The 19202-nt window shown below is 48.6% G+C and carries 28 protein-coding genes; all 28 read left to right on the forward strand.

Going from position 1 to position 19202, the window contains the following annotated elements; genetic code table 11:
* The first annotated feature begins 232 nt into the window (after nt 1-232).
* The gene (locus FPL14_RS23165; protein WP_182299966.1) at nt 233-538 is read left to right on the forward strand and encodes a hypothetical protein; all 306 of its coding nucleotides are present in this window, start codon (nt 233-235) and stop codon (nt 536-538) included.
* Nucleotides 528-917, forward strand: coding sequence for a hypothetical protein (locus FPL14_RS23170; protein ID WP_229263634.1), 390 nt, complete (start codon nt 528-530; stop codon nt 915-917). Before FPL14_RS23165 ends, FPL14_RS23170 begins: the two co-directional genes overlap by 11 nt.
* 197 nt (nt 918-1114) lie before the next feature.
* A complete protein-coding gene (locus tag FPL14_RS23175) occupies nt 1115-1333 on the forward strand; it encodes a hypothetical protein (RefSeq protein WP_182299967.1) in 219 nt (72 codons plus the stop codon).
* A gap of 102 nt (nt 1334-1435) precedes the next feature.
* Complete coding sequence (locus FPL14_RS23180; protein WP_182299968.1) at nt 1436-2068, forward strand: ECF-type sigma factor; 633 nt, start codon at nt 1436-1438, stop codon at nt 2066-2068.
* A 260-nt stretch (nt 2069-2328) separates the two neighbouring features.
* Nucleotides 2329-2877: a tyrosine-type recombinase/integrase gene (locus FPL14_RS23185; protein WP_182299969.1), complete on the forward strand. Its 549-nt coding sequence runs from the start codon at nt 2329-2331 to the stop codon at nt 2875-2877.
* A gap of 229 nt (nt 2878-3106) precedes the next feature.
* On the forward strand, nt 3107-3592 hold the full coding sequence (locus FPL14_RS23190; RefSeq protein ID WP_182299970.1) for a hypothetical protein: 486 nt from the start codon (nt 3107-3109) through the stop codon (nt 3590-3592).
* A 44-nt stretch (nt 3593-3636) separates the two neighbouring features.
* On the forward strand, nt 3637-3912 hold the full coding sequence (locus FPL14_RS30840; protein ID WP_182299971.1) for an HNH endonuclease: 276 nt from the start codon (nt 3637-3639) through the stop codon (nt 3910-3912).
* A 385-nt stretch (nt 3913-4297) separates the two neighbouring features.
* Nucleotides 4298-4672, forward strand: a complete 375-nt coding sequence (locus FPL14_RS23200) for a hypothetical protein (protein WP_182299972.1) — start codon at nt 4298-4300, stop codon at nt 4670-4672.
* Complete coding sequence (locus FPL14_RS23205; RefSeq protein ID WP_220471181.1) at nt 4665-6407, forward strand: terminase large subunit; 1743 nt, start codon at nt 4665-4667, stop codon at nt 6405-6407. Before FPL14_RS23200 ends, FPL14_RS23205 begins: the two co-directional genes overlap by 8 nt.
* A gap of 12 nt (nt 6408-6419) precedes the next feature.
* Entirely contained in the window at nt 6420-6743 is a 324-nt protein-coding gene (locus tag FPL14_RS29665; protein ID WP_220471182.1) for a phage portal protein, read from the forward strand.
* Nucleotides 6734-7621, forward strand: a complete 888-nt coding sequence (locus tag FPL14_RS23210) for a phage portal protein (RefSeq protein WP_220471183.1) — start codon at nt 6734-6736, stop codon at nt 7619-7621. The genes FPL14_RS29665 and FPL14_RS23210 overlap by 10 nt, the downstream gene beginning before the upstream one ends.
* Entirely contained in the window at nt 7602-8246 is a 645-nt protein-coding gene (locus FPL14_RS23215) for an HK97 family phage prohead protease (protein ID WP_182299973.1), read from the forward strand. Before FPL14_RS23210 ends, FPL14_RS23215 begins: the two co-directional genes overlap by 20 nt.
* 28 nt (nt 8247-8274) lie before the next feature.
* Nucleotides 8275-9495 (forward strand): phage major capsid protein, encoded by a 1221-nt coding sequence (locus tag FPL14_RS23220; RefSeq protein ID WP_182299974.1) that lies wholly within the window; start codon nt 8275-8277, stop codon nt 9493-9495.
* A gap of 37 nt (nt 9496-9532) precedes the next feature.
* On the forward strand, nt 9533-9763 hold the full coding sequence (locus FPL14_RS23225; protein WP_182299975.1) for a hypothetical protein: 231 nt from the start codon (nt 9533-9535) through the stop codon (nt 9761-9763).
* Nucleotides 9756-10034 (forward strand): phage gp6-like head-tail connector protein, encoded by a 279-nt coding sequence (locus FPL14_RS23230; protein ID WP_182299976.1) that lies wholly within the window; start codon nt 9756-9758, stop codon nt 10032-10034. The genes FPL14_RS23225 and FPL14_RS23230 overlap by 8 nt, the downstream gene beginning before the upstream one ends.
* The gene (locus FPL14_RS23235) at nt 10027-10659 is read left to right on the forward strand and encodes a head-tail adaptor protein (protein WP_182299977.1); all 633 of its coding nucleotides are present in this window, start codon (nt 10027-10029) and stop codon (nt 10657-10659) included. Before FPL14_RS23230 ends, FPL14_RS23235 begins: the two co-directional genes overlap by 8 nt.
* Nucleotides 10656-11072, forward strand: coding sequence for an HK97 gp10 family phage protein (locus FPL14_RS30400; RefSeq protein ID WP_182299978.1), 417 nt, complete (start codon nt 10656-10658; stop codon nt 11070-11072). The genes FPL14_RS23235 and FPL14_RS30400 overlap by 4 nt, the downstream gene beginning before the upstream one ends.
* Before the next feature lies 1 nt (nt 11073).
* Complete coding sequence (locus tag FPL14_RS23245) at nt 11074-11508, forward strand: phage tail terminator family protein (RefSeq protein WP_182299979.1); 435 nt, start codon at nt 11074-11076, stop codon at nt 11506-11508.
* Between the two features lie 3 nt (nt 11509-11511).
* Entirely contained in the window at nt 11512-12558 is a 1047-nt protein-coding gene (locus tag FPL14_RS23250; protein WP_182299980.1) for a phage tail sheath subtilisin-like domain-containing protein, read from the forward strand.
* 17 nt (nt 12559-12575) lie between these two features.
* A complete protein-coding gene (locus FPL14_RS23255; RefSeq protein ID WP_182299981.1) occupies nt 12576-13013 on the forward strand; it encodes a phage tail tube protein in 438 nt (145 codons plus the stop codon).
* A gap of 33 nt (nt 13014-13046) precedes the next feature.
* Nucleotides 13047-13433, forward strand: coding sequence for a phage tail assembly chaperone (locus tag FPL14_RS23260; RefSeq protein WP_182299982.1), 387 nt, complete (start codon nt 13047-13049; stop codon nt 13431-13433).
* Nucleotides 13434-13629: 196 nt separating this feature from the next.
* Nucleotides 13630-15453, forward strand: a complete 1824-nt coding sequence (locus FPL14_RS23265; RefSeq protein WP_182299983.1) for a phage tail tape measure protein — start codon at nt 13630-13632, stop codon at nt 15451-15453.
* A 13-nt stretch (nt 15454-15466) separates the two neighbouring features.
* Entirely contained in the window at nt 15467-15880 is a 414-nt protein-coding gene (locus FPL14_RS23270; protein ID WP_182299984.1) for a hypothetical protein, read from the forward strand.
* Nucleotide 15881: 1 nt separating this feature from the next.
* Nucleotides 15882-16874 (forward strand): XkdQ/YqbQ family protein, encoded by a 993-nt coding sequence (locus FPL14_RS23275; protein ID WP_182299985.1) that lies wholly within the window; start codon nt 15882-15884, stop codon nt 16872-16874.
* A complete protein-coding gene (locus tag FPL14_RS23280) occupies nt 16871-17179 on the forward strand; it encodes a DUF2577 family protein (protein WP_182299986.1) in 309 nt (102 codons plus the stop codon). The genes FPL14_RS23275 and FPL14_RS23280 overlap by 4 nt, the downstream gene beginning before the upstream one ends.
* Nucleotides 17180-17608, forward strand: a complete 429-nt coding sequence (locus FPL14_RS23285; protein WP_182299987.1) for a DUF2634 domain-containing protein — start codon at nt 17180-17182, stop codon at nt 17606-17608.
* A 1-nt stretch (nt 17609) separates the two neighbouring features.
* The gene (locus FPL14_RS23290; RefSeq protein WP_182299988.1) at nt 17610-18668 is read left to right on the forward strand and encodes a baseplate J/gp47 family protein; all 1059 of its coding nucleotides are present in this window, start codon (nt 17610-17612) and stop codon (nt 18666-18668) included.
* A complete protein-coding gene (locus FPL14_RS23295; protein WP_182299989.1) occupies nt 18661-19197 on the forward strand; it encodes a putative phage tail protein in 537 nt (178 codons plus the stop codon). The genes FPL14_RS23290 and FPL14_RS23295 overlap by 8 nt, the downstream gene beginning before the upstream one ends.
* Nucleotides 19198-19202 lie beyond the last annotated feature (5 nt).

The raw sequence follows: 19202 nt of genomic DNA on the forward strand, positions 1-19202 counted from the left end.
ACAGTACGAAGACAAAGCCGCAAAGGACCCAAAATGCAAACAAAGGAGCGCGATAAAAAATGAAGTGTGAAATGTGCGGTAAAACCGGCCTAGAGGTATCTTTTAATAATTCCACCGAACTATGTGACGGATGCTATCACGAAACTGAGGGCGACGAAGAGCAAATGGAGCGCGAACAGCGCGAAGAATGGTAATGTCGCAGAACGAAGATAAAGCAAAGGAGAGATAGGACATGATTAAACTTACGGACGAACACGGAAATGCAACATACATCAGCCCTGACAATGTAACTGCTATAGCAATTAGAGATCAAATTACAAATGTATGGACATGCGACAGTGGTAGACCGATGACGGTAAAAGAAACACCAGAGGAAGTAACCCGCAAGATACTAGAGTATAAGTTGGCTATGGTGCGGTACAAAGAATCTCAGCACGAAACAGTAAAACACCACGGAGATCCGATCTACTTGTTCGAATGCGCCGAGGATGCTTTAAGGAATCTCGCCGGACTGGAGGATTCAGGACATGACCAATAAAGGAGCGATTGAAGTGGACAAGCAAGCAATTTTGGACGTATTGAACAGCCTTGAAGTTATGGAATATCAAGGTGGCGAAGAAGCTTATGCGCTCGTGGAGAATACCCTAGAAAACCGCGCCGAACTTAACCATGTCGGCATCGCGGAAGAGACGGTTAACAAATACGGCGACAACGAAACATTCTGCATCTTCGCGCTCGCATTCGACAATGGATTTGCGGACTATCACCAGGGCGGGAAACTGTACTTGTTCGGGCCGATCGACGACGACTTGCGCCAACGTGTCATTAATGGAGAGGGTACAGCGATCGATGCCGAACGCCTACTACGTGCGCTTGAGTCGGAGTTATTCGGGGAGGTATCCCGTGACCCAACCTAATGAGCAGATAACCATTGACCTAAATAAACGCCTAATCGCACATGAGGAAGGTGAGGAACCATATGAAATCGATAGATACGAGTTTATCGGTTCAGATGGAATTAAACTCTATATGGGTCAAAGGACGTTAACCCTCCGAAAGTCGCTTGTATCGATTAAGCAATCATCCTATCCCCCAAGGGAGAAGGGAGCAGACAATGAGCAGAGAGGTTAAAACCAAACTGACGAACGCAGAAATAAAAGCGCTTGTTGTTGCTTGCCGGGAATTAAATGACAAGATGGGTTTCGTGATCAAAGAGTATTATGAGGATTTCGATGACCTTGGGTTTAAATCAAACAACGATCTACATGATGGATTAATGTCAGCAACAGAAAAACTGGAATCACTATTAGGGGAGAAGGGAGAGGGGAAATGAAAGACTAAATAGAGAAAACCCCCGAACCTAAGCTGGGGAGCCGGTCGGGGGTTACAGAACACATGATCCTATTATACACCAATATAGGGGAGTGTGGGTTACATGGGTGCATTAAAAATAAAAGTAGAAATAGAGAAAGAAATCATTGAGCAATTGAAGGGGTATAAACGACTATGCGGTCGGATCAAGGTGTTAGAACGCCAGCCGGTCGGCATGGGATATGAGGTAAATGCTTTCGACGAAGACAAACTACAAACGCTTCATGCAAGATTGAAAGGACTCCCGTCTTACATGTACTTGAATAAGCGGGAACAACATCTGGAAACAATCGCTCATGCGTATTTAGAACAATATCCCGTCGGCACAAAATCTCAATTACAAGAGATTAAGAGCCAGCACGGAGCAGACGCCGATGATCGAAAAGACCTTAAGGAGTTAGCGAGAAGGATTCAGAAGGTCAGGGATGCAAGGCTTGGCACCTTGAGGGGAATCGACGCTATTCATGAAAAGGAAGCACAATTAAGGGACTTGATGGACGAACGAGATATGATTTCGAACACGTTGGAGGCGCTTGGGGATGTCAACAATAACTACTCCCGATTGCTTCTTCATCGTTACATCGAAGGGAAAAGCGTCGACGAAGTGGCAAGTATTCTCGGAATCGTCCGTAAGACTTTTGATCGTTGGAGGGTGAAAGCAATAGAAGAATATGCGATTCTAGCGGGAATGTCCTAAACTAGTCGCGTGCATGTCCCTCCTTTGGCGTTTTCTGGAGTTTAACCCGTGTTATTATGCTAGTGTGAAGTAAATAGGCGAAGAGAGGTTGTCCGAAATCGGACGGCCTCTTTTTTATTGGGAAGGTGACAAGATGAACAGGGTAAGAGTTCCGCCGCCAGTCCTCCAGCCCGCAAAATGCGCATCCTGTCCGTGGGGGAATTGGGCGGGGTCGAAACAACATTGTATGTTAGTGAAATGCGTAAAGGAGGGCGCGAATCATGAAAGTCGTACAACCCATACGCGATCCTGACATTATCGCAGATATTAAGGTATGGCTTAAGGAGCGGAACGAACGGAATCACATTTTATTCCTTACTGGCGTCGATACCGGTTTAAGAATTAGTGACGTCTTGAAACTGAGAGTTCACGACGTGACCGGGACACACATCGCCATTCGTGAAGGGAAGACGGGGAAACAAAAGCTTATCCTTATCTCTCCGGAATTGAAACGAGAGCTTAAGCCTTATATCTCCGGGAAGAGCGGTCACGAGTTCTTGTTCAAGAGTCGGCAAGGTCGGAATCAACCAATCGGTCGGAGTATGGCCTATAAGATCCTTCGGCAAGTGGCAGAAGAATTTAGGCTCGATCATATCGGCTGCCATACATTGCGGAAGACGTTCGGTCGGACACTCTATTTCCTTTCGGGTAAGGACGTCGCAATGGTGCAAAATTTCTTCGGACACGTTTCTCAGCAGGACACATTGCGTTATATTGGGGAGTCTCAAGAGACGTTGGACAACCTTCTAAAACGCTATAAGTCGTCTTGAGTTCTCTTCATATAGGATACGTGTAACTGGATTGTTAGGGAGCTTGAGAAGCCTTGATATGAAAGCGAGAGAGGCTATTGATTCAGTTCCACTCCACATATGAAATAGAGAACTCAAAAGAGAGAAAAAGCCAAAATAGCATAAGAAAAGAGGGGCATTTTTGAGGGCAATTTTTTAAGGAGGAATAATATCGGCAGTGTCGAAATTTGATACGAGGGGAGTGATTGAAATGTCGACTAATAATATCATTGCATTATGCATCTCGGGTTATGCAGCTCTTGTGGCAACGCTTGTTTTGTTTTGGAACATGTACATGTATTCAAACGATAGAGGTAAAATCCAAATCGGAGGTTTTTTTGGACATCGTTCAGATGGTTATTCACCAGCAGAAGAAATACTTTACTTCGAATTCGTTAACTCTGGAAGGAAACCTATTTTACTCACCAACTTTGGAGGTTACACCAAAAAGAAATATGTACAAAACGGTAAGTCAGCATTCGTAATAAATATTCCCGGCATTCCTAAAAAACTTGAACCGGGCGACAGACACCAAGTAACTCTCACAAATTTTGAATGTATTGATGACACTGTTAAGAGCATGGTTGCTTATGATTCGTTAAATAATCCTTACAAAATGAAGCGCTCAATATTGAAAAGACTACAGAAAGAAAAGAAAGAAATGAATGAAATGAATGAATCTTACAGAGCATCCTGATGGGGTGCTTTTTATTTTTCTAATAAACGTAAAGGAATAGGATTATGGCGCGTCATCCTGAGATATACGCCGACCCTGAATGGAAGAAGGTCAGGCGGTTCGTCATCGTCCGTGCTAATGGGCTGTGCGAAGGGTGCCAGCGTAAGGGGGTTGTAAAAAGCGGGCGCGAGGTAGATCACATCGTCGAACTTACGGACGAGAACAAGCACGACTGGAACATCGCTTATAACCCGGACAACCTTCAATTGCTTTGCCCTGACTGCCATAACCAGAAGCACGACAGGAGCATAGGGCTTCAAAGCTTCTTAAGTCCACCTTGAAAGGAGGTTGCTTATATGGGGAAAGGCGGGTCATTGGAATACAAGTGTAGAAGATGCGGCGATGTTCGCGATGTGTACCATCTTCCAGACGGACAAGTGGGCTTGATCAATACAGTCCTCGACATTCCATTACCTAGCGAATGGGAACGAGGATTCACACCGCGTATGCTTAATGTTCATTCGTGCGAAGATGGAAATATCGGCGTTGCTGACTTAATCGGAATGAGACACGATGAATGAAGAATCCCCCCCCGGGTCATGTCTTTCGGGTACCCAAAGGGTAACCGTGGAGGGGAGCTACAAAATTACTCGCGGGGTTTTCGTATAGACCCCTCCCCCCAAGAATCAGAGAGAAGATTCGAGAAAGAAAGGAAGGTGATGAGATTTGGCGATTTCATCGGGACCATCTAGAGAAGAACGGATTAAGCGGGAGTTCAATCGGTTGAAGCGATTGCTTAAGGACATTCCGAAAGAAAAGTATTCGGCAGCGGAGGGGATTGTTCGCCGTGTCTCTTTCATGGCGATCACGCTAGAAGATTTGGAAGTCGATATCAACGCGAGTGGAGCCGTCGAAGAGTTCACGCAGGGAGATAACTCTTACGAACGCGCTAGGCCGTCCGTTCAGATTTACAACACGACCGTTAAGAACTACGCGACGGCTTGCAAGCAATTAACGGACCTCGTTCCAGAAGGGAAACCGAAAGTAAATCCTGTTTTAGACCCATTCCAACAAATCATGGCGCGTGGTCAAAGTGGCTAATGTCCCGGAATACATCTACGATTGGCATAGTTATGTAAAACGCGAGCCGGAGAAGCATTGCAAAGATATCAAAGACCTGATGAAGCTTGTCGAAAAGCTACTTAGAAGCAAGACGGTCCGATATGATCCGACGGACGTTGATGCGTTCATCGCCTTTTGTGCGTTGATTAAGCATCGTGAAGGTCGTTGGGCGGGACGATCGTTTGAACTAACGATTGAACAAAAATATATTGTCGCTTGTATCTTCGGATTCAAAATGTACGACGATGAATTAGGCATGGAAGTTAGATACTTCCGTGAGCTAATTCTTTTTGTTGCCCGCAAATTCGGGAAATCGTTCTTTATATCAGCGATTGGACTTTTCCTCCTTATGGCGGATCGCGAACCGGCTGCGCAAGTATGGTGTCTTGCGACGCAGAAGCAACAAGCGGCGATTGTCTACGAAAATGCGAAGGCGTTCTTAATGACGAGCGATGTCCTCACGCCTGCCGAAAATCCGAAGAAATATTGGCGGACGAAGAGGGACAAGGACAATTCTGAAATGCTTCTCTTTCCTGCAACGAACAGTTACATGAAAGCTGGGAGCAAGAATAGCAATTCGCAAGACGGCTTGAACCCGCACGCCTTCATCATCGACGAGGCTCATGCAATCACTCATCGTAACACCTATGACGTTTTCTCGTCCGCTGGAGGAGCAAGAGCGCAACCCCTCGGCGTAACAATCTCGACATTCGGATTTATCCGGGAAGGGATATTCGATAGCTTGCTTGAACGCTGTAAGAAAGTACTTTCCGGTCAGAGCAAGGAACGCTTGTTTCCGATGATATTCCGAATTGATGACGACGATGACCCGGATAACCGTTCATGCTGGATAAAGGCGAATCCCGGCGTTGCGGAAGCAAGACCGACGATGTCCTACTTGGAAGGCGAGTATCAAAAGGCGCTTGAAGATCCGGCGCAAATGCCTTCCTTCCTCGCGAAGCATCTTAATCGAGCAAGTAGCTTGAGCGTCGTTTACTTTGACTTGCCGATGGTGGATCGCTGCGCAATCGAGCTATCCGACGAGGTCATCTTCGGGAAGTACGCGGTCGGCGGCGTGGATATGGCTGAAACGACGGACTTGTGTTGTGCAACTGCACTTGTTCCGATTAATGGAAAACTGCACATATTCCAAAAGTATTTCATTGCACGCCAGCGGATCGAGCAGAACAGCAAGGCGGACCAAATGGCCTATGAAAGCTTTTGTAATACGAAGGCACCGGATCTTCTGAACAAGGAACTACTTCATATCTGCGATGGCAGTATGGTCAAGAAGGCAGACGTTACGGCGTGGTATATGGAGCTATCCGAGATGTATCAGGTCACATTCTGGAAGATCGGATATGACCGGTGGCACGGCGGGGACTGGGTCGACGACATGGAGGCAAACGGATTTCCGAAGGAAGACGAGAAAGGCAGGGGGGTCACGTTCCCCGTTCCGATGGGGGCGAAGACCTTATCCGGTCCCATGAAGGAAACCCGTTCACTTTTTGAAGATGGAGTAATTCAATTCAGTCGGCATAACGGGCTTTTCCGATGGTGTACGACGAACACCGCGGCAACCATTGACATTAATGGGAATATCCAACCGAATAAGGCAAAGAGCAGGGCGCGTATCGATGGATACGTGTCCTTTTTAATTGCCTATATCGCTTATCAGAAAGTTCGGGATCAATTCGAGATGTATCAACCATAGGAGGTGAACGTGTTGGGTATGTGGCAAAGATTTACGAACGTCTTCAAGAAAGAATCGGAGGCGTCCGTTTCAGCGGCGCAAATTATTGACCTGTTGAACAGGGGAACGCCGCTGATGAGCTTCGGGAAAGACCTTTATAATATCCCGGAGGTACGAACGGCTATTAATTTTGTCGCGGAGAAAGTTGGCTGCATTCCGTTCTATCATGCACGGGCGGACACGAAGGGCAACGTGACGCCAATTAATAGTCGGTTGCAATACGTCCTAACCATTCGGACGAATCCTTATCAGACCCCCCAAGTGTTCTGGACCTACGTTGTGACGCGTTGCTCTTAAGCAACAACGTCTTCATTTTCCCGGATTGGGACGAACGGGGAGAGTTAAGCGCGCTTTATACGATGCCGTTTTCGAACTTCATATTCGGACAAGATGAAGGCAGGCTTACGGTCAAGTTTCCAGCGGCTCCGGGATATACGTTCTTCTATGATGACGTTATCCACCTCCAACGTTTTCCGACACAAAACGGAGGCGCGACGAAGCAAGCGACCGGCGGTTACGTTCAGATCGTGAACACGCTGCAAGATCAAGCGGTCAAAGATAGCGTAAACAGCCAGCGTATCGCGGCTTTGCTGATCAACAAGACCCAGCTTAAAGGGGCAGATCAGAAGAAGAAGCTCGAAGAATTTAAGGATCTCTTCTTGACGGCTGAGAATACAACCGGCTTTGGGATGGTAGGCGCGGAGTATGAAGTTCATAACCTTGATTTGAAGATGAACCCTTTGAACAAGGAAGTTCTCGAAACCATCGTTGGATATATGTACTTCTATTTCGGCGGCTCGAAGGAAATTTTCACGCATACCGCGAGTGAGATTCAGAACGAACAATTCGTCGACAACTCGATCCGTCCCCTCGTCTATCAGATCGAAGAGGAGTTAACATTCAAGCTTTTCTCCTTCGAGGAGATCAATCGATTCAATCGGGTATTGGCTGAACTCGTCGATCTGGAGATAAGCACACTTTCCGCGAAGACTACCTTCTACAAGGAAATGTTGTTCGGCGGCGTGATGTCGCGCAACGAGATTCGAAAACGGATCGGATTGTCGGTAGGTCCGGCTCAACTGGATCAGTTCATGGAAAGTAAAAACTTCCAGACCCTCGAACCGGGAACCTATTCCGTGGGGGGAGGTGATAAGAATGAAAACGAAGGAGAATAAGACGTCGCCACTGATGACCAGGACGAAACGAAAAGTCGCATTCAAAACCGATGAATCGAAATTTCGAGCGATCGCGGAAGAAGCGGACGGAAAGCAAGTACGAAGGCTTCGAGGTTATCCCATCTTGTTCGGCGTACCGGGGCGACCGTGGCGCAGTAGCGAATGGGTCGAGAAGGTGGATCGCACCGCACTCGAAGGCGTCGACTTTTCTAATCTCGTCATTTTGCTTGACCATAATACAAATTGGGTTCTAGGCCGTTACGGCAAGAACCTCAAGGCCGTTGTCGATGACATCGGTCTTTTTGTTGAGGTCACGCTTGGGAATACGTGGATGGACGACTATGTGTTCGACCGCGTCGAGCGAGAAATCGTCGACGGTATGTCCTTTTGGTTCGATAGCAAGTCCATTATCGCGAGCGATTGGACGAACAAAATCGACGTCGTGGTCAAGATTAACGAAGTATACGAAGTCAGTATCGTTACATTTCCGGCTTACGAAGAAACGGTCATTATCGCCGAAACAGGCGAAGGGGAATTGGCGGACCCGCCCGAGGACGACGACTCGGAAACGACCGAAGAAGAAGTACGCAAACAAGCGCTTCTCGCATTAATCGATCAACTATAAACCAAAAACCCATTGGGAGGAACAAGACATGAAATATTCGTTAAAAGAAATCGCAGAATTGAAGCGGGAGAAGAGCGAGCTTGAGAAAAAGCGCCTCGCATTGAAAGAGACGGTCAAGAATCACCGGAACGCGTCGGCGGAAGATTTGAGCAAGACAGCGGATGAACTCCGCTCGATGTCGGATCGTCTCGACGAAATCAATGCAGCCTTGGCCGATGCACCGGAACCGCAAAAAAGAGGAGGAATTCCTTACATGAAAACCGTAGAACTGACGGAAGAAAACTTCCGTAGCTCCGACAAGTACCGCGACGCCTTCTATCGGAGTTACATCAACCGCTCTGTCTCTCCAGATGACGAGGAGATCATGTCGTTCGGTAAACGTGCGATCACGGACATGAACGGCGGAAGCGTGACGAGTGGAGCGGCGTTCCTTGTTCCTGAAACGACGTTGAACGTCATTCAATCCATTATTACGAAATACGGTCAAGTCTACGCCGCCGTAACGAAGTACGGCTTCACAGGGGATGTATCGCTTCCGATTGGTACGGCGGGCGCGACGACGGATAATGAAGACGGTACGGTGACGCTTAACTTCGCATTTTCGGAAGCGAAGATCACGCAATCGGCGGTTGTGGCGACGATCAAAATCAAAAACGTACTGCTTAAGAACAGCATTTCCGCGTTGGAAACCTATCTCGCAACTGAGATGGGTAAATATTTGGGAATCTATCTCGACAACGCCGTCATCAACGGCGACGGAGCGGGTGGCAGCTTTACGGGCATCATCCCGGCGATCACGGCAGCACCATCCGAAAAGCAAACCTATTCCACGATGGATTGGGACAAGCTCATGGACATCGAAGGCGACGTCGACAGCCCATACGGAGACGACGCGGTCTTCATTATGCGTCGCAAGACGTTCTTCAACCGCTTCCGCAAGATGAAGGACACGGCGGGATTGCCGATCACAACGAGCGTTCCCATCATTACTGGCGATGGAAAAACGCAATTCTTTCTTGACGGTCATCGCGTCATGTTTACAACGGCTATGGCCCTTGACGACATCTTGTTCGGCGACATCAACCAATACGTCGTCAATGAATCGCAAGAGATCGTAATCGAGTCCTCCAGCGTCGGGGACGATACGTTCGGCAAGGACCAAACGATGTGGCGCGGTAAAGTGTACAGTGGCGGAACGCCAATGTTCGCCAAGACGACGTTCACGCTTTGGGGCTATTCGGCAACCTAATCGTCGCCTAGACAATTTGGGAGAAAGGATGATCTAAATGGGACGCAAGAAAGCAGACCTTCCCGCCGAGAAGCTGGAAGGTCTTGATTTGTCCAAGGGACCGGACAAAACGGTTGTCGTATGGAAGGCAACACGACCGTTGACCGTACAAGAACACGAAGAGTTGTCGGAGAAACTGCGGTTCGAAGAGAAAGAAACGGGACTGGAGATTATTCTAGTCCCGTTTTCCGTGGAACCGTCCGTCTCCACTGGGGAATCCAATGAGTGATGCGGAACTTCTTGCCAAGGTAAAAGCGGGTTTGGGCTTGAGCGGGACGCATAATGACGTCACGCTCACGGTCAAGACTATCGCGGTGAAGGAATTCATGCTGAACGCGGGCGTCTCTCAAGCACAAATCGAAAGCAGCCTCGGCATTGCGAGCTTAACCCTCGGCGTGTCGGACTTATGGAATATTGCGCCGGGAGAGGTCAAGTTTTCGGATGCCTTTCTTTATATCCTAATGCCTCAATTAATGGCGGTGAGTATGCCTGATGCGTAGATTCTCGGACCTTGTTCGTCTTATCGGGTTAACGAGCCTCTCGGGAGTAAATGGCGACACCATTACGGAACAGCCCCCCCGGGATGTACTGGCTGAGAAAAAGTCCGTCCGTCTAAGCGAGTATTATCAGGCTTTGGCGAACGCGCTTCGCCCGGAGGTCATGTTTGTGATTTGGTCCTCTGAATACAACGACGAACCCTTACTGGAGTACGAGGGCGTTCGTTATCAAATCATTCGGACCTTTGTTCCCCCGAATGACCGCGTCGTCGAATTGGTTTGTACAGTGCAAGATTTGGTCAAAACCAATTTGGCCCGCATGAGGGAAGAGATCGAAGTATGGTATCTCGCCCCTTCGCTGAATGATCTCAGTGAAACGATTCAGGAAGAAGCTTTATTCCTGACGTTGCCCGCCGAGGTCGTACCTGTTAGCGGCGGGGTAACCGGCCAAGCGGCAGACACGAAGATCGTCAATGTTTCTCATAAGCTCATCGTCAAGTACAGGGAGGGGCTTACGCCGGATATGTTCATTCGCTTTGGGGAAAAGCGAATGGAAATTCGCTACATCCTGAACCCGTTCTCTCGAAACGAGACGTTAGAAATCTACGTCGAGGAGTTGATTGAATGAGTATCGAGGTGCAGGGGTTAGACAATTTCCAACGGAATCTACTTAGGCTTGCGACCCGAACACTTCCGCGAGAGTCATTGAAGATAATGCGCAAGATGGGCGGCAGGGCGCGGACCATAGCGGCGAAAAATAGCCGTTCTGAGGTAGGTAAGGTCACCGGGAAATATCGCAAGGGCTGGAAGGTCGGGAAGTCCTTTCGTCGAGGTGGCGAGTTCATGGTGTATGTGAAGAACGTATCGCCTCACGCGCATTTGATCGAGAAAGGGCATCGAATCGTCGGACCCGATGGGACTGAACATGGATTCAAAGAAGGCTTGCACATTCTCGAAAATAGCATGAAACAGTTCGAAGAAACCGAAATGGAAACGATGCTCGGGGAATGGCTCGATCAATTGTTAAGCGAGGGGCTTTGATATGGCTGGATTGACGCTAAAACAGATTAAGAAGGCAATCAACGAAGCCGTAATCGCCAAGTATCCAGAAATTCCGGTTATGTCAAACGATGTGAAAGAAGGATTCCCGCGTCCTTCTTTTTTTGTGCAAATGGAGGATGTTACGGCTGATAATCGTCTTTATGTTTCTGAACGTAGCATGACGGTTCGCATCTACTTCTTCCCTAAGGACCGAAACAAGCCCAATGCCGAGATGTTGGACAAGATAGACGGCTTGCAGGAAGTCTTTGATTTAAATATTAAGGTCGAGGACAGATCCATCACGATTAACGAGACAAATGCGGATACCGCTGATGGTGTTCTTCATTTCGACTTTAGCTTTATGTACTTGGAATCGAGGCTTAAGGAGCCTACGGAACCGCTTATGGCGGAAATTGAATATGGGGATGGTGTTTAGCTTATGGGATTGCCTGAGATCGACATTTCGTTCAGGAGCAAAGCTGTTAGTGCGATTCAACGTTCGCAACGCGGGATTGTCGCGCTCATCTTGATCGATGCAACCGGAACGTTCGACACAAGAGAATATAAGACGGCGGCTGACATCTTGGCGACCGATTGGACGACAGCAAATCTGGATTACATCAAACAGGCGTTTCTAGGTACGCCTTCGAAGGTCATCGTCGAGCGCCTTGATGTTGAGGACGAACTATCCGTTGCATTAACACGCTTGGTGGGCAAGAAATGGAACTATCTCGCCGTACCATCCGAGGACAACAATACGACATTATCGGGCTGGATCGCTGCGGAGCGGGCGAAGGGAAAAATCTTCAAAGCGGTTCTCTCGAATACTGTCGCTGATGCTGAGGGCGTGATCAACTTCACGACCGAGGGCATTGTCGTCGGAAGCGGTACCTATACCGCTGCACAATATACGCCGCGGATTGCGGGAATTCTGGCCGGACTGCCGTTCACGCGTTCCTCGACTTATTACGTCTTGCCGGAAGTCGTTTCGATTACGGAGTCGGCGGACCCCGACGAGGACATCGATGATGGGAAACTCATCTTGATTAACGACGGCGAAAAAATCAAGATCGGGCGGGGCGTTAATTCTTTCACGACGACGACGCCGGAAAAATCGGCCGAGTACAAGAAGATCAAAATCGTCGAGGGAATGGACTTGATTCGGGAGGATATTACGACGACGTTCGGCGATGAGTTCGTCGGGAAGGTGAATAACACTTACGACAATCAGGTGTTGTTCTTCGCGGCAGCAAATGCCTACTTGGTTACACTTCAACCCACTGTCCTTGATCCAGCGGGAGACAATCGCGTTGATGTGAATATCGATGCCCAAAGGCTTGCATGGGAGAGTATTGGAGTTGATACGTCCGAGTTAACCGATCAGCAAATTAAAGAGAAGAGTTTTGGGAGCAAGGTTTTTGTCGGAGGTTCTGCCAAGTTCGTTGATGGTATGGAAGACCTGAAATTCGCGATTGCGATTAACTAGGAAAGGGCGTGTGAACAATGACTCAACCAAATGGAAAAAGGCAAATCAACGGTAGCTTCGGTTCAGTGTGGTGGGACGGCGAACTACTTGCCGACATCGATTCGTTTGAAGCGAAGATTTCCATCGACCGCGAGGAAGTGAACATGGCGGGATCTCTTTCAAAGGACAGCAAAATGACCGGATGGAGCGGGGAAGGCACGATGACGGTCAAAAAGGTCTATTCTCGCGCGCAACGAAAAATCGCGCTGGCGATCAAGAGGGGCGAGGACATCCGAAGCAAAATCGTCGCAAAGTTGGCGGACCCGGATGCTTACGGGACGGAGCGCGTCGTATTGGAGAATGTCTGGTTCAATGAAGTTACGCTTATGAAATTCGAACAGAAGACGCCGGGGACGGAAGATATTCCGTTCGGCTTCTCGGATTATAACTTCCCTGACTTGATCCCTGCCGCATAACAAAAAAACACATCCATAGGAGGATAACAAACCATGAGTAAAAAGCTAACTGTTGCCGCGCTACTAGAGCGCAAAGAACAACTTACCAATCGGGCGAACGTAACGGCTGAAATCTACATCCCGTCTTTAGATGCGGAAATTGTGATTCAGAAACCGAGCCGCGCACTCTGTCTTGAAGTTCTGGCGATGGCCCAAGACGATAGCAAAGAGGATAAAGCCGACTTGCATATGGCATACAATTGCATCGTCGAACCCAATTTGAAGGACCCCGGTTTGCAGAAAGAATTCGGTTGCGTCGAGCCTTACGACATCGTAGAGAAGCTTTTCGAAACGGGAGAGATTGGCAGCATTAGCGGTCATTGTCTGAAATTGGCTGGGTTCTCCGATGGCGTCAAGCTGGTTAAAGAACTAAAAAACTAATTGATAGTGATGGGGACCTGTATTTCCTCCATCACTATCTGCAAAAAGGTTTTATGGTCGAATATCTACTTAATCTATCGTATGACACCAAATCTTTCATGATGGCCAGCATGCAATTATTTTTTGAAGAGGAGAAAAGGAGAGGGAGCCTATAGCTTCGTCTCTTTTTTGTTCTTTGAGGGAAGGAGATGAGGATATGTCGCAAAATAGGGTTCTAACGGCGGTATTGCGTTTGCGAGACATGAACTTCGGTGCTGGCATGGGGCGAGCAAGTCAGGGCATGGATCGTCTGCGGAGACAGACCCAGCACACAAGAAACCAGATTTCGCGTTTTGCAAATGATTCGGGTGCCCAATTCAAGAAGATGGCGCTAGGTGTTGGCGGGCTTGTAACGGCATACGCGGGGTTTAACAAGATTGGTGAATTTATTAGCAGCGGCGTCGATGAAGCTAAAGCCATGATCGAGCAGGAAACCAAACTGCAAACGATTATGAAAAACACTAAGGGCGTTACAGATGCTCAAATTAAATCGGTTATGGATTACGCCAATGCACAAGAGGAATTGGGAGTAGTCGGCGCAGATGTGCAGATTGCCGGAGCCCAGCAAATGGCTACTTTCCAATTACAAGCCTCCACGATCAAAACACTAATGCCAGCAATGAACGATCTGGTTGCTCAGACCAAGGGCGTAAATGCCACTACGCAAGATGGTGTTGGCGTGGGGAACTTGATGGGGAAGGTTATGAATGGTCAGGTTGGGGCATTATCGAAGCTTGGGATTAACTTTACTAAGGCCCAAGAGAAGGTTCTTAAATACGGAACTGAGTCGCAGAAAGCCGCGACTTTGGCCGAGGTTCTCAAGATGAACGTCGGCGGAGTAAATAAGGCGCTGGCGGAAACGGACGAGGGCAAGATCAAACAAGCCGATGATCAGTTCGGGGCTCTTAGAGAGCAGGTCGGCGGTGTTGTGCTTATGCTTAAAACTCAGTTTGCCCGATGGTTCGTGCAGTACATTCCGGTCATTAAGAAAAACCTTACCTTCCTCCTTGATGGATTGGTTAACGGCCTTGATGCGGCGAAGCCTCATATCGACAGAATGGGGGCAAACCTAAAACAAGGGTTTGAAAAAGCCAAACCGACGCTCATTTGGTTGAAAGACAAAGGACTCCCGAAAATAAAGCAGATTTTGGGAGGCGTGGTGACAGTTGCGAAGGATGTCATCGACTTTTTTACTACTCACTGGACGACACTGAAACCAATCGTATTAGGTGTGGCCGCTGCATTAGGTATTTGGAAGATTGCTCAGATCGGCGTGAATCTTGCGATGAACGCCAATCCGGTTGGACTTGTCATCACGGCTATTGGACTTTTAGTTGTAGGCGTAATCGAGTTGGTAAAACATTGGGACGCCGTGAAGAGAAAAGCGATAGAAATATGGGACCGAATGGGAAAACTGAAACTCATCATTGCGGCCATCGGCGGACCAATTACTGCTGTCGTAATTGCTGGCCTTACGTTGATCAGACATTGGGATGAAGTAAAAGCCAAAGCCGTGTCACTGTGGGAGGGTATCAAGACAACATTTAGTGGAGTAGGGGAATTCTTCACTAATACTTTCCAAGGTGCGGTAGAAGGTATAAAAGGCTTTTTCAGACCAGTTGTCGATATGATCAATATGCTAATCGATGGCATAAACAATATCCAAGTTGACCCCCCGGGATGGGTTAAAGACTTAACGGGGATGGGTTCATTCGGTTTTGATATTCCAAGAATACCCGAATTCGCAATGGGTACGGCCTACGCCAAAGATGGACTCGCTCTAATGCACGAACGCGGCGGCGAGATCCGGCGGACATCGAGCGGCGAAGCGATTATTCCGGCTGACAAATCTGAACGTCTACTTGATAAGGCGGGCGGGGGGAACGTCATCAACGTGAATATAAACGGAAGCGGATTGACGCCGATGCAAGTCGTAAATGAACTTGTCCCCATGCTTAAAACAGCTTTGGCTAATCTGTAAGGAGGGACGTGGCATGATTAATGTTTTCCTGTCTATCAATAACCGTGAACAAGTCCTCCAATTGCCGGTCGTGCCGGAGTCATTCGGGATAGTCTCTCCACTAAATCATGAGACATTTACGACCATAAGCCAAGGGGAAATCAAACTCATTGGATTGCGCGGGCTTAAATCGATATCGCTTGAAAGCTACTTTCCTGTTCGCGACTATCCATTCCTCCGGGACCGAACCTATCGCGGGTTCGAGTATGTACGGTTACTCGATTCTTGGATCGCTAGGAAAATACCGATGAGGCTTACGATCACCGACACGCCGATTAATATGCCGGTTGTTGTGGACAGTTTCGAGTATGGAGTCGGTAAGAGTGGCGATGTCGATTACAAGCTTGCCTTAAGCGAGTTCCGGTTTATCAAGGTCAAGGGGGTGTGACGTGGCGCATCAACTTTTACTCGTTAAGAAAGATAAGACCTTTGATGTCTCTCCACTTGTCGGAACGATCGGATGGGGGAGCAGCATCGAAGAGTTGGGGCAAAGCTTGACCTTCGATGTAGCCTTTAATGATTCGAAGGTATTCCCGGTTAATCCGTGCGACATCGGGGATATGGTCGTTTTACGTAACAAAGGGGCTGAGATTTATCGAGGTGTTATCATCACGGAAGGTCGATCCGGGCGAGCGCCACTCTCGTATACCTCATTCGATTTTGCCTTTTACCTGAACAAAAGTACGGCGGTCTATCAGTTTAATAAAGTATCAGCGGGACAAGCCATTGCAAAGATCCTCGGAGACTTCGGGGTTCCCGTCGGTAGATTGGCGAACATGCCGACGATGATCAAAAAGGTTTTTATCAATGTCGTGGTTTCGGAAATTATTCGCGATATACTAGCCAGCGTCGAAGCGGATCAAGGGCATAAGTTGCGAATGGAGATGCGCGCGGGCAAGCTTTATATCGAGAAGCAAGCGGATTTAGTGGTAAAGGGGACATTTGTCCTAGCGAGAGGCATCAATGAGCGTGACGTCATGACCGCCATATCGGGTGCGTCTCGCACTCGAAGCATCGAAGAGATGAAGAATAGTATCAAGTTAGTGCTTTCAAAGAGCGACGATCAATACAGCATTGCCGCGAGCGCGGAAGATGCCACTTTGATTACCAGGTACGGCCTTCTCCAGCTAACCGAAACGATTGATGAGAAGGATATCGCGCAAGCTCGAAACATCGCTCGGAACAGGCTTAAGGAATTCGGGCGAGTCCTCGAAGACAATAGTCTCGAATTGATAGGCGACGATAGAATCCGGGCTGGAAGATTGATCGTAGTGGATGAACCACTAACCGGAATGAAAGGTAAGTATCTGATCAAGTCGGTTTCCCATTCTGTTAAGGGCGGCACCCATACAATGTCTCTCGGTCTGGGGGTGGTGGATTGAATGACGCGATAATCCAACTCGCGATGATGCTCAAGGACCGGGACAACAAAGAGGGCGTCGGCATCGGGATCGGCGTCGTCGTTGATCCGTTGCCGGACATCAAGGTCAAGTTCGGCGAGCATATCGTATTGCAGCGGGAAGACATTGTCGTCGCTGCCGGATTAACACAAGACGGGGCGGGCGTCGTTGAGATCGCAGGGGTAGAATATCCTGTCAAACGGGAAATAGTGGCCGGTGATCAAGTTATCCTTATTCCGACACCTGATAATCAGCAATGGTATTTAATCGATAAGGTGGTGCCATAAATGCTACCGCAAATTGCACAACTGGAAATCGAAACGGAATCGGAAGAGACTGTCCAACCTCGGGGCAAGTCTTTTTTATTTGATTTCAAAACGGGTGATTTCGTCTTAAAGGACGGGAAAGTCGTCGAAGTCTCAGGCGTCGAGAGTTTGAAAGTTTGGATCGATAAGGCGATTCGGACGGCAAGAAATCGATTCTCTATTTATGACGGTGAGGAATATGGGGCGAGCATAGACAACTTGGTCGGTTCCAATTTGCCGTTAGAGTTCGTGTCCGAGGAATTGCAGCGAGAAATTACAGAGGCGCTAACTGAAAACGCCGAGATTCGGAGTTTGAGCGATTGGACGTTCGAGCGGGACGGCGCTGCCATAAAGGTTTCGTTCACGGTCAACTCGATATATGGCGACGTCCAAAGAGAGGTGAGTGTGTAACATGGCGACGGCAACGGAAATACGGAATCAGCTACTCGCCCGTGTGCCGGATGAGTACGACAAGATGGTCGGTTCATTTATTTATGACAGCTTGGCTCCAGTTGCGATTCAATTCGAAAGTCTGGATAACGACCTTTCCAATCTACGGCGAATGCTCGATATCGAGAATTTGACAGGCGATGACCTTGCGAAGCGCATTTACGATCGGACCGGGATTATACGGAAACCGGCGACATTCGCGGTCGGATCGGTTGTCGTGACAGGAAACGGCGCGATATCCATCGGCGATCTATTTGAAACGGCGAGCGGCTTCCAGTTCAGTGCAACGGAATCGAAGTCCATCACAGGAAGCGGATCGGTAGAAATCCGAGCGGTCATTGACGGACCGTCCGGAAATGTCCCGGCGAACCAAATCACGATGATACCGGTCACGATTGCGGGCATTACCGGCGTTAACAATCCCGCGCCTACACTTGACGGATTTGATTCCGAGACGGATGCGGACCTTTTAGTCCGATATTTCGAGCGTATTCGAACGCCAGCCACAAGCGGGAACAAGAGCCATTATAAGAATTGGGCAAAAGAAGTAACCGGCGTAGGGGATGCGCGAGTGATACCGCTTTGGAGCGGACCCAATACGGTTAAAGTCGTGATTATCGATTCGGACCGGAAAGTCGCGTCTACGCAATTGGTAGATGATGTGCAAACTTATATTGACCCGGGCATAACTGGTTTGGGCGAGGGGGTTGCCCCTATCGGTGCATATGCGACCGTCTCCAGCGCAGCGGGCTTGTCTATTGACGTTGGCGTATCTATTTCGCTATCCGTCGGGTTCACGCTGGAGCAAGCAACAGACAATGTAGAGGTGTCGTTGACGGAATACCTTAAGGACATCGCTTTTTCCGAATCTATCGTCAGTTACGCGAAAGTTGGGGCGGCGATTCTGGATAGCGACGGGGTGGAGGATTATTCCGGCCTAACCGTGAACGGCGGAACCTCGAACGTAGCTGTCGGTTTTGAACAGGTCGCGGTTCTCGGGAGTGTGGACGTCGATGTTTGATGTTACGCTTCTGCCCGTCTTCATGCGGAAGAGTCTTATTTATAAGACGATCTTCGAGTCGGAGGCGGCACAATTCCTGATCGCAGGAAACAATTTGGACGACCTCGGGGATCAGCTTTCTATCGATTCGGCAACATGGGCGCTTGCGATCTATGAGAAGGAATTCGGCGTTGTGCCGGAAGCCGGGAAACCGCTAAATGATCGTAGGTCCGTCATCAAAAGCCGGATGCGTGGAACGGGAAAGGTTGGCGCGGAGCTTATTAAGGACGTAGCGGATTCCTTCTCAAATGGGGATGTAACGGTCGGTTTCGATGGTGGAGTCATTACAATAACGTTCGTCAGCGTCGTGGGCATCCCACCGAATTTGGACGACTTGAAAGAAGCAATAGAAGATGTGAAGCCCGCCCATCTGCATGTAACCTACGTATTCAACTATACGCTATGGGACGAAATCGATGCGCTCAATAAGACGTGGGATCAATGGGATGATCTGAGCCTTACGTGGGATCAGATGGAAGTCTATACCTAATTGAA

This window comes from Cohnella cholangitidis (genome assembly GCF_014107495.1).
Classification (GTDB): domain Bacteria; phylum Bacillota; class Bacilli; order Paenibacillales; family Paenibacillaceae; genus Cohnella; species Cohnella cholangitidis.

Excerpts from the sequence above, each read along its gene's own strand:
- FPL14_RS23165 (WP_182299966.1), top strand. The coding sequence starts at position 233 with ATGATTAAACTTACGGACGAACACGGAAATGCAACATACATCAGCCCT.
- FPL14_RS23170 (WP_229263634.1), top strand. The coding sequence starts at position 528 with ATGACCAATAAAGGAGCGATTGAAGTGGACAAGCAAGCAATTTTGGAC.
- FPL14_RS23175 (WP_182299967.1), top strand. The coding sequence starts at position 1,115 with ATGAGCAGAGAGGTTAAAACCAAACTGACGAACGCAGAAATAAAAGCG.
- FPL14_RS23180 (WP_182299968.1), top strand. The coding sequence starts at position 1,436 with ATGGGTGCATTAAAAATAAAAGTAGAAATAGAGAAAGAAATCATTGAG.
- FPL14_RS23185 (WP_182299969.1), top strand. The coding sequence starts at position 2,329 with ATGAAAGTCGTACAACCCATACGCGATCCTGACATTATCGCAGATATT.
- FPL14_RS23190 (WP_182299970.1), top strand. The coding sequence starts at position 3,107 with ATGTCGACTAATAATATCATTGCATTATGCATCTCGGGTTATGCAGCT.
- FPL14_RS30840 (WP_182299971.1), top strand. The coding sequence starts at position 3,637 with ATGGCGCGTCATCCTGAGATATACGCCGACCCTGAATGGAAGAAGGTC.
- FPL14_RS23215 (WP_182299973.1), top strand. The coding sequence starts at position 7,602 with ATGAAAACGAAGGAGAATAAGACGTCGCCACTGATGACCAGGACGAAA.
- FPL14_RS23220 (WP_182299974.1), top strand. The coding sequence starts at position 8,275 with ATGAAATATTCGTTAAAAGAAATCGCAGAATTGAAGCGGGAGAAGAGC.
- FPL14_RS23225 (WP_182299975.1), top strand. The coding sequence starts at position 9,533 with ATGGGACGCAAGAAAGCAGACCTTCCCGCCGAGAAGCTGGAAGGTCTT.
- FPL14_RS23230 (WP_182299976.1), top strand. The coding sequence starts at position 9,756 with ATGAGTGATGCGGAACTTCTTGCCAAGGTAAAAGCGGGTTTGGGCTTG.
- FPL14_RS23235 (WP_182299977.1), top strand. The coding sequence starts at position 10,027 with ATGCGTAGATTCTCGGACCTTGTTCGTCTTATCGGGTTAACGAGCCTC.
- FPL14_RS30400 (WP_182299978.1), top strand. The coding sequence starts at position 10,656 with ATGAGTATCGAGGTGCAGGGGTTAGACAATTTCCAACGGAATCTACTT.
- FPL14_RS23245 (WP_182299979.1), top strand. The coding sequence starts at position 11,074 with ATGGCTGGATTGACGCTAAAACAGATTAAGAAGGCAATCAACGAAGCC.
- FPL14_RS23250 (WP_182299980.1), top strand. The coding sequence starts at position 11,512 with ATGGGATTGCCTGAGATCGACATTTCGTTCAGGAGCAAAGCTGTTAGT.
- FPL14_RS23255 (WP_182299981.1), top strand. The coding sequence starts at position 12,576 with ATGACTCAACCAAATGGAAAAAGGCAAATCAACGGTAGCTTCGGTTCA.
- FPL14_RS23260 (WP_182299982.1), top strand. The coding sequence starts at position 13,047 with ATGAGTAAAAAGCTAACTGTTGCCGCGCTACTAGAGCGCAAAGAACAA.
- FPL14_RS23265 (WP_182299983.1), top strand. The coding sequence starts at position 13,630 with ATGTCGCAAAATAGGGTTCTAACGGCGGTATTGCGTTTGCGAGACATG.
- FPL14_RS23270 (WP_182299984.1), top strand. The coding sequence starts at position 15,467 with ATGATTAATGTTTTCCTGTCTATCAATAACCGTGAACAAGTCCTCCAA.
- FPL14_RS23285 (WP_182299987.1), top strand. The coding sequence starts at position 17,180 with ATGCTACCGCAAATTGCACAACTGGAAATCGAAACGGAATCGGAAGAG.
- FPL14_RS23290 (WP_182299988.1), top strand. The coding sequence starts at position 17,610 with ATGGCGACGGCAACGGAAATACGGAATCAGCTACTCGCCCGTGTGCCG.
- FPL14_RS23295 (WP_182299989.1), top strand. The coding sequence starts at position 18,661 with ATGTTTGATGTTACGCTTCTGCCCGTCTTCATGCGGAAGAGTCTTATT.